This window comes from Collinsella aerofaciens, assembly GCF_028206995.1.
GTDB lineage: Bacteria > Actinomycetota > Coriobacteriia > Coriobacteriales > Coriobacteriaceae > Collinsella > Collinsella aerofaciens_AQ.
In genome coordinates, this window is the sequence record NZ_JAQLFL010000009.1 from 12817 (window position 1) to 25273 (window position 12457).

General features: G+C 64.1%; 11 protein-coding genes and 1 tRNA gene. All 12 read right to left on the minus strand.

The features are described 5' to 3' along the window. Positions 1-194: 194 nt before the first annotated feature. A complete protein-coding gene (gdhA, locus tag PMX60_RS07460) occupies positions 195-1550 on the minus strand; it encodes an NADP-specific glutamate dehydrogenase (protein ID WP_271747411.1) in 1356 nt (451 codons plus the stop codon). Positions 1551-1807: 257 nt separating this feature from the next. After that, entirely contained in the window at positions 1808-2203 is a 396-nt protein-coding gene (locus PMX60_RS07465; RefSeq protein WP_271747412.1) for a putative Se/S carrier protein, read from the minus strand. Between the two features lie 15 nt (positions 2204-2218). Beyond that, a complete protein-coding gene (mobA, locus tag PMX60_RS07470) occupies positions 2219-2851 on the minus strand; it encodes a molybdenum cofactor guanylyltransferase (protein ID WP_271747413.1) in 633 nt (210 codons plus the stop codon). A 155-nt stretch (positions 2852-3006) separates the two neighbouring features. Then, positions 3007-3103 (minus strand) — tRNA-Sec (locus tag PMX60_RS07475). A gap of 149 nt (positions 3104-3252) precedes the next feature. Next, entirely contained in the window at positions 3253-5220 is a 1968-nt protein-coding gene (gene selB, locus PMX60_RS07480) for a selenocysteine-specific translation elongation factor (protein WP_271747414.1), read from the minus strand. Further along, on the minus strand, positions 5217-6674 hold the full coding sequence (selA, locus tag PMX60_RS07485) for an L-seryl-tRNA(Sec) selenium transferase (RefSeq protein ID WP_271747415.1): 1458 nt from the start codon (positions 6672-6674) through the stop codon (positions 5217-5219). Before selA ends, selB begins: the two co-directional genes overlap by 4 nt. 76 nt (positions 6675-6750) lie before the next feature. Next, positions 6751-8868: a molybdopterin-containing oxidoreductase family protein gene (locus tag PMX60_RS07490; RefSeq protein ID WP_271747416.1), complete on the minus strand. Its 2118-nt coding sequence runs from the start codon at positions 8866-8868 to the stop codon at positions 6751-6753. A gap of 122 nt (positions 8869-8990) precedes the next feature. Further along, entirely contained in the window at positions 8991-9830 is an 840-nt protein-coding gene (locus tag PMX60_RS07495) for a formate/nitrite transporter family protein (protein WP_271747417.1), read from the minus strand. 39 nt (positions 9831-9869) lie between these two features. Further along, positions 9870-10373, minus strand: coding sequence for a hydrogenase maturation peptidase HycI (gene hycI, locus PMX60_RS07500; RefSeq protein ID WP_271747418.1), 504 nt, complete (start codon positions 10371-10373; stop codon positions 9870-9872). Then, the gene (locus PMX60_RS07505) at positions 10373-10954 is read right to left on the minus strand and encodes a formate hydrogenlyase maturation HycH family protein (protein ID WP_271747419.1); all 582 of its coding nucleotides are present in this window, start codon (positions 10952-10954) and stop codon (positions 10373-10375) included. Before PMX60_RS07505 ends, hycI begins: the two co-directional genes overlap by 1 nt. After that, positions 10955-11737 carry an NADH-quinone oxidoreductase subunit B family protein gene (locus PMX60_RS07510; RefSeq protein WP_006234107.1) on the minus strand — a complete coding sequence of 261 codons (783 nt, stop codon included), beginning with the start codon at positions 11735-11737 and terminating at the stop codon, positions 10955-10957. Between the two features lie 2 nt (positions 11738-11739). Then, on the minus strand, positions 11740-12456 hold the full coding sequence (locus PMX60_RS07515; RefSeq protein ID WP_124786290.1) for a formate hydrogenlyase complex iron-sulfur subunit: 717 nt from the start codon (positions 12454-12456) through the stop codon (positions 11740-11742). Position 12457 lies beyond the last annotated feature (1 nt).

Sequence of the window (12457 nt, forward strand, 5' to 3'; positions counted from 1 at the left end):
CGAGGGGCCGCACACCGTTTTAGGACAAAATCCACCCACCCATACATAACTTGCGGTGATATACGGACTGATTAGCCGTTCTGGGACGCTAAACAGTCCGAATATCACCGCAAGTTATGAGGAATCCTCCGGGATAGAAAAAGGCTCCCAACCAGATAGCTGGGAGCCTCATCACATGCTATGTCAGGCAAGATTTAGCAGACGCCCTGGGCGAGCATGGCATCGGCGACCTTCAGGAAGCCGGCGATGTTTGCGCCCATGACGAAATTGCCCTCCTCGCCGTACTCCTTGGCGGTGTCGTCCACGTTGTGGAACATGCCACGCATGAGCTGCTCGAGCTTGCCGTCGACCTCCTCGAAGGTCCAGGACAGGTGCTCGGCATTCTGGCTCATCTCCAGGCCAGACACGAGCACGCCGCCGGCGTTGGCAGCCTTGCCGGGCATAAAGGCGACGCCGTTCTCCTGGAAGTAGGTCGTGGCCTCGATGGTCGTGGGCATGTTCGCGCCCTCGCCGACCACCTTGCAGCCGTTGGCGACGAGCGCCTGGGCGTCCTCGAGCAGCAGCGTGTTCTCGCGAGCGCAGGGCAGCGCGATGTCGCAGGGCAGCTGCCACACGCCGCGGCCGTCGCCCTCGTGCCACACGGCGTTGGGCTTCTCGTCAACGTACATAGCGAGCGTGACGCCCTTGTCGTGGCCGGAGCGCTTCTTGTTGTAGACGTGCTCGAGCACGGTGTAGTCGATGCCGTCGGGATCCTCGACCCAGCCGTGGGTATCGGAACAGGCCAGCACCTTGCCGCCGAGCTGGGCGACCTTCTGGACCGCGTAGATGGCGACGTTACCGGAGCCGTGAACGACGACGTTCTTGCCCTCGAAGGAGTCGCCGCGGCTCTTGAGGTACTCGTCCACAAAGTAGACCAGACCGTAACCGGTGGCCTCGGTACGGGCGAGCGAGCCGCCAAAGGAGAGGCCCTTGCCGGTGAGGACGCCGGTCCACTCGTTGGTCAGGCGCTTGTACTGACCGAACATGTAGGCAACCTCGCGGCCGCCAACGCCCAGGTCGCCGGCGGGAACGTCGGTGTTGGGGCCAATGTGGCGATAGAGCTCGGTCATGAAGGACTGGCAGAAGTGCATGATCTCGTTGTTGGACTTGCCCTTGGGGTCAAAGTCGGAGCCGCCCTTGCCGCCGCCCATGGGAAGGGTGGTCAGGCTGTTCTTGAGAATCTGCTCCAGACCCAGGAACTTGAGCATACCCAAGGTGACCGTCGGGTTAAAGCGCAGACCGCCCTTGTAGGGTCCAATGGCAGAGTTGAACTCGACGCGATAACCGCGGTTGACCTGAACCTTGCCCTGGTCGTCGATCCAGGGAACACGGAACATGACGATGCGCTCGGGCTCGACGAGGCGCTCCAGCAGGGCGGCCTCCTCGTACTCGGGGTGGGCGTCGAGCGCCGGCTGGATCGTGCCGAGGATCTCGGTCGCGGCCTGGATGAACTCAGGCTGCTCGGGATAGCGGGCCTTGAGCTCTTCGAGAACTTTCTGCGTATAGCTCATGCTTCCTCCAATGATGGGAAACGAAAAATGTCGGTCGCGGCACCCTATGCGCCGCGAACTTTATCGAGTATGGATAATATCGCACTGTTGCAGCAAAGTTTCGCATAAGCCGACGAGCAGATGTTTCGTTTTGATTACGATGCAGGTAGAAGCGTTTTTGAGTGCCTGACATGCAAAACCCGTGTTTCAAACCTGTTTCGTCCACGTGTTCCAAACCACCACATTGGGGACAGGCACCTTTGTGGTGGTGTTGGTGGTTAGAGGACGAGCTGATGGTAGTCGGCAGGGGTTATGCGGCCTTCGGTGGCGGCACGGAAGGCGGCGAGGGCATCGCCGGAGAACGGCATGGCCCAGCACAGCCCGCAGCCGGCGGTAATGGAGCCGGGCAGCGGCATGATGCGCCCGGGCACGCCGGCGGCAAGGCACAGCTGCTCGCTTTCCATCACATCGAAAGTGCTGTCGAACGACACGATGATCTTGCGCTCGTGGTCGAGGGCATCGCCGGACGGGCCTTCGCGGTGTGCCTCACGATACGCCGCGGCGGCCGCTTCCTCTTCCGCGGTATGTCCACAGCCACCGCAGCCGCAGGTACAGGGCTCGGAACCATCGCAAGTGCAAGGCTCTCCCGTGTCGGGGCAAATATCATGAGACATGGCAACTCCAATCGTCTAGGCGAGTAACTCGGCCGCCGCAAACTCCTCGGGCGTATTGACGTTCTCGAAGCAGAGCGTCGAGCCCGCGGCCTTAACGATCTGCGGCTCATCCATATAGCCAGCCTGAACGCGATTGATCAGGCAGCGAATGCGCTGGCGGTCGCAGGCAAGCAGCTCTTGGGCAACCGGCGCACAAGCGTCACGGCGCCAGACGGCGCAAAGCGGCTCAATCCCCCGCTCCTCGCGCGGCACGCACACGTCGAGCGCCTCGACCTCAGCACGATCGGCAAGCGCGCCGATGAGTTCCGGCGAGACAAACGGCATATCGCAGGCGACGATCGCCACGAGCGGCAATCGGGCCGCGGCCAACGAGCTCGCGATGCCGCGCATGGCGCCCGCCGACCCCTCAAGGTCCGCCACCACACGCGGCACCAGACCGCCAAACGCGCGCTCCTCAAGGTAGGCAAGCTCGCTGGGACGCGAAGTCGTCACGACCAACTCGCCGGCAACTGGCGCCAACCGACCCAGCACGCGCTCGATGAGCGGCTCGCCGCAAAACAACATCCGCGCCTTGTCGCAACCCATGCGCGACGACAGCCCGCCCGCCTGGACGACGCAAGAAAGATCGGCCCGTCTTACGGTAGTCATACGGCAAAACACCCCCATCGGCACGTTCAAAGCCCAACGCACGGGACTAATTACCGTAGGCGACAAGGCAGACGACACGGCAAGCCCGTGCAGAAACAAAACAGCGCCTTTGCGGCACGCAGCAAAACCGCGAGCACAAAAGCGCTGGTAGCGTGTGGCGGGAACGTATGTGAATCGAACACATCCAAGACGTTTTGCACGCCTCGCAACGGTTTTGAGGACCGCGGAGCCCACCGGAGCCCATCCGTTCCCAAGTGCGGCGGTATTTTACCAAACCGAAACGGCTCCATCCCAAAAAGACGAACAAGAAGTTGCGGTGGAATAGTTCCTGTATTTGCTGTCAAAGCCTCCAAATAGGAACTATTTCACCGCAACTGAGGAGGCGGGAGCGAGTGACCGGCTTAGCGCAGGGACCTCAGGCCGCCGGCGTCCTTGTCGAGCACCGTAAAGCGCACGGCATCCAGGTGCTCCAAGATGCTGATGGCACGTTTGCGCGACACACCCAGGGCCTCGCGCAGCACGCTCGTGGTGGCAGCGCCGCCGGCTGCCTCGATAGCGGCAGCGACAAGCTCGCGCGCATGCGACTCCACGGTGGCGGACAAGGCAGCGTCACGCTCGACCTTCACGATGGAACGGTTGAGCGAAAGCTCGCGCAGGGCACGCGTCATGGTGTCGCGATCGAGCTGCAACTGCTCGCCAACCTCAGGCAGCGTCGGCGCATCGAGGCCGGCTTCATCCAGCAAGGCAACGATACGTTCGCAGGCCTCGCGCACCACGCGTGCCGCCGCGGCGGCCGAGCGCGGGTCGAACACCTCGGCCCCCTCGGCAGCGCATACGCCACGCGCGCAGCCCTCGGAAATCAGGGCTGCGGCAACCGTATCGTCAGCGGCAGGCCACGCAGCATGGGCAACGGCGCCAGGCGTAAAGCCCGTCTCCTTGGGAGACGCCGCATGCATGGCTGACAGGGTCGCCGCCAGGGCATCCATCGCGGCGTCGAGCACGGCGGCATTCACATACAGCGCACCGCCCGAGCCGGCAAGCTCGCACACAGCACCTCGCGCCACCAACTCGTTCAGCGCGGCATCGGCCCCACCGGAAACAAGATCTAGCGCCGCGGCAACGTCGGCGACCACGACCGGCAACGTCTGCAGCGCCAACCACGCCTCAACACCAGCGACGGCATCGCCGGCCTCAAGTGCCGCAAGCAGTGTGCGCTCCCCCGCCGAAAGCTCACGCGAGCGACGGCAGCGCGAAAGCAGCACGCGCCCGCCTCCGATGAGCATAACGGGCGAATACGACAGCACCACGGCATGGTCTCCGGCTCGCAGCGGCAGCGGCTCCTCCAAGCGCACCTGCACGGTACGGATCTCGCCCACCGCCATGGGGGCCTCGCCCTCCAAAAGCATGATGCGACCCACGACTTCGGCCGTGCCGGCCATCACATGCACGCGCGCGCCCGACTCGAGCACGCGCGGCTTGGCGCCCTCGCGGCCCAGGTAGGTGAACGTCATCATAAAGCGCAACGACTGACCAAAGCGGTCCGCCACGCCCAGCATCTCGCCACGGTCAAGCGCCGCGACACCGTCACCAACCAGGTTGAGCGCCACGCGCTGTCCGGGCAGTGCTCGCGGCGTATCGCCATGCACCTGAATCCCGCGCACACGACAGACCGTACGCGACGGCAGGGCGACGAGATCGTCGCCCACCGCAACCGGCGCATCGTGCAACGTTCCCGTCACGACAGTACCGACGCCCTTGATCGTAAAGCAGCGGTCAATCGGCAGACGCGGCGCGGCATCGGTGAGCTCGGCACGGGCACGGCAGGCATCCCAGCAAGCGGCAACCTGCTCGTCGAGCGTAGCCAGCAGGCCATCGATCCCCTCGCCGGTCTTGGACGACACGGGCACGATCGGCGCGCCTGCAAACACGGTACCTGACAAAAAGTCATCGACATCGAGCTCGGCAAGATCGGTCATCTCGGCATCGGCCAGGTCACACATCGTCAGCGCCACCACCATATGCGTGACACCCAGCAGCTCCAGCACGTGCACGTGCTCGCGGGTCTGCGGCATCACGCCCTCGACGGCCGAAACCACCAGCACGGCCACGTCGATGCCCGTGGCGCCCTGCACCATGGCGCGCAAGTAATGCGCGTGGCCCGGCACGTCGACCAGGCCAACGATCTTGCCACTCGGCAGCGCCAGCTCGCCAAAGCCCAGCTCCACGGTCATACCGCGACGGCGCTCAACCTCCAGACGATCGGGATTCTTGCCAGTCAGCGCCTCGATCAGTGCCGACTTACCGTGGTCGACGTGGCCCGCTGTGCCAACGATAACGGGACACTCCACCAGCGCTTGAACCTCACTCATCGAGCAATCGCCTTCTTAACGCACGCTACGAGCGTCGATGCCGCCGTCTCGATATCGCGGTCACCCACGAGCGTGCGCACGTCAAACAAAATGCGATCGTGCGAGGTTCGCGTGACAACCGGCGTGTCGAAGTCCTGGACAAGCGAGCGCTTGAGCGCATCGACCGTCAGGTGCGCGTCAACAAGACGCACGGCAACGCACATCGTGGGTAGCTCGACGGTAGGAAGCGAGCCACCGCCGGGGGTTGACGATTCCTCGACGATCTCCACCTGAACGGCGCACGGGTAACCGGCCTTGTCGAGCCCGGCGACCATACGATCGCGCAGCTTGCGGGCACGTCGCTCCAAATGGGCCTGCGGAAGCGTAAGCATGCTGAGCACCGGCACCTCGCGATGGGCAACATCGGCGCCGTCCATGTAGATACGCAGCGTGGCCTCGAGCGCCGACAGAGCCAGTTTGCCCGGGCGCAGGGCACGCATAAGCGGATGCGACCCGCAGGCCTGGACCAGATCGCGACGGCCCATGATAATGCCCGCCTGCGCGGCACCCAGCAGCTTATCACCCGAGCACGACACCAGATCGAGCCCTGCCGAAACCGAAGCCGGCGTGGTTTCTTCGCCGCCGCGCACCAAGATGTCGTCGGGCAACAGCGCGCCCGAGCCCTGGTCCTCGTAGAACAGCAGGCCATGCTTGTGGGCCAGGGCGGCAAGCTCCCGAGAGCCCACCTCCTCGTGAAAACCCTCGATGCGATAGTTGGAAGGATGGACCTTAAGGATCATCGCCGTATCGGGCGTGATGGCGCGCTCGTAGTCGCCCAAATGCGTGCGGTTGGTGGCGCCGACCTCGACGAGTTTGGCGCCCGAAGCCGCCATGACATCGGGGATGCGGAAGCTGCCGCCAATCTCGACAAGCTCGCCGCGGCTGACGATAACCTCTTTACCCGCGGCATGGGTGGCAAGCACCAGCAGCACCGCGGCGGCATTGTTGTTGACCACGAGCGCGTCCTCGGCACCGGTGAGCGAGCGGATCAGCTGCGCGGCGTGCTCCTTGCGCGACCCGCGCGAACAGGTGTCGACACTGTACTCGAGTGTGCTATACCCGCGCGCGACCTCGGCCACGGCTTTGGCAGCTGATTCCGCGAGCGGGGCGCGACCCAAGTTGGTATGGATAACCACACCCGTGGCGTTGACGGCGGGACGCAGGCTCGGCAGCGCAGAGCGATGCGCACGCCACTCGATGGCCGAGGCCAGGTCGCGCTTAGAGCGCGGGGCGGCACCGGCGCGAATGGCGGCGCGCTCCTCGTCGAGCTCGGCCGTCACGGCAGCATGGACCACCGCGTCGCAGGTCTCCCCCGCCGCCTTCACCACCGGCCACTCGGCAAGCAGCTCGTTGACGGAAGGAATAGCGCGAAGGCGGGCGCGTACCTCATCGGACATGTTCTGGCTATCGCTCATGTGCGGCCTTTCAAAACCAAAGGTGAATCAATCGTTCGAACGTCAAACTATCAACCAATTCGATCGGCTGAGTCAATCAATCGCTATTATCCTCGCGCGCCGCGATCTTTTCCACGCGAACGGCGTTTTCCTGAGTGAGCGCGGCGCCCGTCAACGGGTCCCAACGCAACGGTGTATGGTCGAGCGGGCCGACGCCCAAGGCTTGAGCGCCGCCGGCATCGGCGCCAAACGAACGCCCACCGGGGGCGGCCGAGGTGAAGATGCACGCCGGATGCAGATACGGCGTCGTCTCCACGCGCACGCGGTCGCGGCCCATATCGCTCACGAGCTTGACGATCTCGCCGTCGGCGATGCCCATGTGCGCAGCAGCATCGGCATTCATCTGCACGGCATCCAGGTCCGATCCAGCCTCGGCGGCACCTTGAGCCGCAAGCCTGCGCGAGGTGTGCGACTCAAAGGGACGGTTGCCACTAATGAGGCGAAACATCCCCGGGCCGGGCTCCACCATGGGCGCAATCCAGTTGGGCACACGACCCATGCCGACTCGTTCCCATACGTCGCTTGCCAGCGCAATTTTGCCGCCGGCAAGCGGAATCACCGGCTCACCCGTGCGCGACGGCAGCGCCACGCCCGTATCGGCCCAGCCGCGCTCCTTGAGCTCGTCCAGATCGATCCCAAAAGGCGCCACCTGGGCAGCCGCCAGATCGTCAGACGTAAACTGGAAATACTCGCCCACGCCACACGCCTGCGCCAGACCGGCAAAAATCTCCCGACCGGGACGTGTGTCGTCATGCTGCACAGGCAGCACGGCGTTGCGGTAGAACACGCGCGCATCGTTGGTGCCTATCACCGTTCCCACGCCACGGTCGGCCTCCAGATACGTCACGTCGGGCAGCACGAAGTCAGAAGCGCGCGCTGTCTCGGACCAGCGAATATCAACGGTCACGAGCAAGTCGAGCTGTTGCAAAATACCCAACCAAGCCTGCGCATTGCCATAGCCCGCACCGGGGTTACTGGCATAGACGATGAGCCCACGCAAATCGCCGGCAAGAATCGACTGACCGATGGTCGTGCACAGTCCGCGCACCGGATCGACCAGTGGATAGCGCTCGGACCCCAACTTGGGCTCACGTGGCATCGACGGCGTCGCAAAACGCGCAGGGTCCAAATCGCCCAACGCAAGCGGCGTGGGCGGGTTGAGGGCACCGCCCGCGTGTCCGATGCAGCCCAGCAGCACATCGATCATACAAATCGCGCGCGCGGTCTGGGTGCTATTGGCATACGCGATACCGATGCCGCCATGAAAGCCCGCATCCACCACAGCGGCAGGCGCGGCGGCAGCCAGATCGCGCGCCGTCGCGATAATCTCTGCGGCCGGCACGTCGCACATCGACTCGGCCCACTCAGGCGACCAAACAGCGGCCGCCTGCGCCAGCTCGTCAAAACCCGTGGTATAGCGGGTCACGAACTCGTGGTCATACAGATCCTCGGCAATCAAGACATGGGCAATACCCAACAGCAGCGCCAAGTCGCAGCCCGGGCGCACGCGCAACCAGCGGTCGGCAAGCGCCGCAGAGCCACTGCGCCGCGGGTCGACCACGATAATCTTCGCCCCACGGCGACGGGCATCGTTGAGCGCATCAACGGTCCCCATCGTCGACGAATCGACGATGGAACGCCCCAGGTACATGATGCAATCGGTACGCGCCAGGTCGGAGGCGGGGCTGTAGCCCAGGCTGTGCTCCCAACCGGTGAGACGGCTTACCTCGCAGGCGCCATCGGCACCGTACACGTTGGGCGAACCCAGCGCATGCATAAGGCGATAGGCCCAGTAGCGGTCGAACGAGGGAACGCCGAGCGTCATGCCCAGCGCACGAGGCCCGCACTCGTCAACAATCCCCAAAAGACGCTCGGCAATCTGAGCAAACGCCTCGTCCCAGGTAATCGCATCAAACCCCGAGCCATCCCGGCGGCGTCGCATGGGGTGCACGATGCGGTCGAGCTCGTCAAACGGCATTGCCAGGCGATGCCGTCCGCGGGCGCACAGGGCGCGCGCCGCGCACGGATGCCCCGGCACCGGCAACTCAGCCACCACGCGACCGTCCTCAACGCGTGCCGCAAAGGCGCAATCGGCATAGCATCCCCCGCATGTGGTCACCACGGCGCGACCGTCACGCTTCACAGCAGATGCCATCTCGATTACCCCTTTCATCAGCCAAACACAACAGGCCAAAAGCCCGGCAACGAGTCCCAGACCCAAAAAGCCTCCCGCACGGCAACGCCCCGCGGGAGGCCCAACGTCAAACAGACGATACCTTACGCCTCGGACTTCTTGGCGTAGATAAACCAGTAGCCGAGCGCGATCAGAACCGCACCGCCCACGATGTTGCCCAGCGTGGCGGCGGACAGGTTAAACGCAATGCCCGCGGCGTTGAGCGCATCGGCGCCGGCGACCTTGGCACCATAGCCGCACGCGTGCATCACGGCACCCATGGGCAAAAAGTACATGTTGGCGACGCAGTGCTCAAAACCGCAGGCCACAAAGGCGGCGATGGGCAGAAGAATGCCCACGACCTTATCGACCACGGTCTTGCCGGCGGTACCGATCCAAACAGCCAGGCACACAAAGATGTTGCACAGGATGCCGCGGAAGAAGATCGTCACCCAGTCGATCGTCACCTTGCCGGCGGCGACGCTCACCATGGAATTGGCGACCGCCTCGCCGTTGAGCTTGTAAATGCCGGCCATGTACACCAAAAAGACGATGAACAGGGCACCGGCAAAGTTACCGACCCATACGACGACCCAAGCCTTGAGCATCTGAGCCAAGGTGATCTTTTTACTCTTGAGCGCGCAGACCATAAGAGAATTGCCGGTAAACAGCTCGGCGCCGCACACCAGCACGAGCACCAGGCCCAGGCAAAAGCACAGGCCGCCCACGACGCGCTGGGCGCCCCAGCCCAGCGTGCTATCGCTCAAGAACACGGTAAAGAACAGGCCGCCGAAGGCAATGAACGCACCGGCGAACATTGCCAACAGAAAGGCCTTTGCGACCGGCAGGTTGGCCTTGGTCACGCCGGCGGCCTCGGTCTTGGCCTCAATCGCGGCGGGCGCCAGGCAATCGGGAGCGGGATATTCTGCCTTGGAATCTGCCATGTCAATCACTTCTTTCCTAATCAGCAGGGACAAGCGCTGCTATAGCTCCTGCCCCAAGCGGACAAAGTGGGAAAAGTCGTTGGCGGCCACGGCGTCGTACACGGCGTCGACGGCCTCAAAGACCTCCGGGGACATGGGGTTGTAGAACTCCGTGTCGCCCGGCTGAATCCCTATGAAGACGATATCTTCGCACGATTGCTCAATCTGTTCGATCAGAATCGACAAAGGGAGCGAATGCGTGGTGAACATCGACTTGCGGGCCACATCGCGCTTGTCGAGCAAGCGGATGGACCCGACGGGCAGCGCCATGTCGGCGGCATCGACCAAGACCAGACGCGGCGGACGCTCGCGCTTGACCTCGATGATGTCATCCTCGGGCGTTTGCCCGCCGTCGATGGTATACCAACCGGCGATGGGCGCGTCCTCCATCTTTTTGGAGAGCACGGGGCCGGCGGCATCGTCGGCACGCAGCACGCTTCCCGCCGTGAGCACGATACCCGCAAACGGGGCGCCGTTCACACAACCATCCACAACGCGACCCATTACTGCAACCTCCCCGTCAGATACACGCCCGACACATCGCGCACGCGCTCGACCAGATCGCGAAACTTCATTAAGAACGCGACCTGCTGGGCATGCAGGCCAAAGTCGTTATCGAACACCGAGATGCCGGCCTTGGCCGAGCCGCGAAAACCGCGCTCGTCGAGCAGCGTATCGCAGGCCTCGAGCAGCGACGGCACCGCCGCCTTGTCGAGCTGGCACTCGCCAAAGGAGCGGATGGCCTCGAACTTGGTCTTGGCCTCCCCCTCCGGCAGCGCGTCGATAAGCGTATAGAACACGTTCACCGGCACCGACAGGCGCGGCTCAAAGCAGTCGAGCACGCCGGTATGGTGGCCCACGGCGAGCGTGTAGTACAGCACGTCGCAGGCCTCCTGGGGAACGTCTTCCTCGGTCTCCACAAACTTACGCGTGAGCTCGTAAAAGACCACCTGGTCGGGCGCATGGTCCAGGCAGGGGTCGGCGACGCCCTCGGCAGCCTCGTCGCTTGCGCGCGAGGCATCGCCAAAGGAGCCGCCGAGCATACCGGGGCCCGCAAAGTAACCAGAGCGGTCCGTGAGCTCCATCTAGCGACCTCCGGCCAGCACAAGATCCTGCAGCGCCGAGTAGACCTCAACGCGGCGTGGATCGTCCTGCTTGTCGATGAGCAGCGCCATGGCACCGCGGATATCGCCCTTGGGCGCGCCCTCGAGCGTATCCATAAACTCGTTGGCCAGGTCGCGGCCGTAACGGTAGCCGCTCATGGCGCGAGCCTCGCGCTCGATGGCAACGCGCAGCTTGTACGGCACGCCGGGGTGCAGGATATCGGCCTGCTCGCCGGCGGCCTCCACCGTGGTCTCGGCATGGAGCTTTTGGTCCAGCAGACCGAGCGCCATGGCAAAGCCGTAGACGGTCTGCGCGGGGCTGGGCGGGCAGCCGGGGATGTAGACATCGACCGGCAGAATCTTATCCGTGCCGCCCCAGACGCAGTAGTTGTCGTAGAAGATGCCGCCGGTGCAGCCGCACGCGCCATAGGACACCACGATCTTGGGATCGGGTGCGGCCTCAAAGGCGCGCAGGGCCGGCATGCGCATGGCACGCGTCACGGCACCGGTGTACAGCAGCACGTCGGCGTGACGGGGCGAGGGCACGACCTTGATGCCAAAGCGCTCGACGTCGAAGACGGGCGTGATGGAACCGAAGATCTCGATCTCGCAGCCGTTGCAGCCACCGCAGTCAACACGGTAGACGTACACCGAGCGCTTGATCTTCTTAAGAAGGGTCGCCTTGGCCTTCTCGATGCTCTCGTCGAGCTCGATCTTGGTCGGGCGGTACTGAAGCCGCTCGGGCAAAAGCGTGGGTTCGGCCATGGTTACTCCTCCTTCGTATCAAAATCCATGATGATGCCCTCGACCGGTGCAGGACCGGCGGGGATCTCGGGCGCATCGGGGTTGAGCTCGCGGTCGATATACTCCGGGTTCACGCCGTGGCCGCCCAGATACTCCATGCCGGGGCCCTGGGGCTCACCGGACGCAAGCGTCTCGTTGGCAGCCATGCCGGCAGCGTTGCCGGTCTTTACGGCCGAGGCGGCGCGCAGGGCGTCGAGCTCGCGCTTGCACTCCTGGCACATACCGACGGTACGGGCAGCCTGCTCGGCCTCCATGCCGCCGGCCTTTTGCAGCAGGCGCTTGGCGTAGTCGATCTCCTTGTGCGGGGCAAACGGCTTGCCGCAGCGCGAACAGTGCTCGAGCGTGTAGACGCTCTTGCTGGTGAGGTCGTCCTTGCTCATGACGGCCAGCTCAAACTCCTCGGTGAGCTTGATGGCCTCCATGGGGCAGGCTTCCTCGCAGCGGCCGCAGAAGATGCAGCGACCGTAGTCGATCGACCAGGTGATGGTATCGGCCGCAAGGTCGGTATCCATGCGAATGGCATCGGCCGGGCACGCCACGCCGCAGGCACCGCAGGCGATGCAGAGCTCGGCATTGTGCTCGGGCTTGCCGCGCATGTCCTTGTTGGTGGGGAACGGCGCAAACGGGTACTTGACCGTCGCGTCGCCGGCCTTGGCGTTAACCTTCCAAAGCTTCAGCATA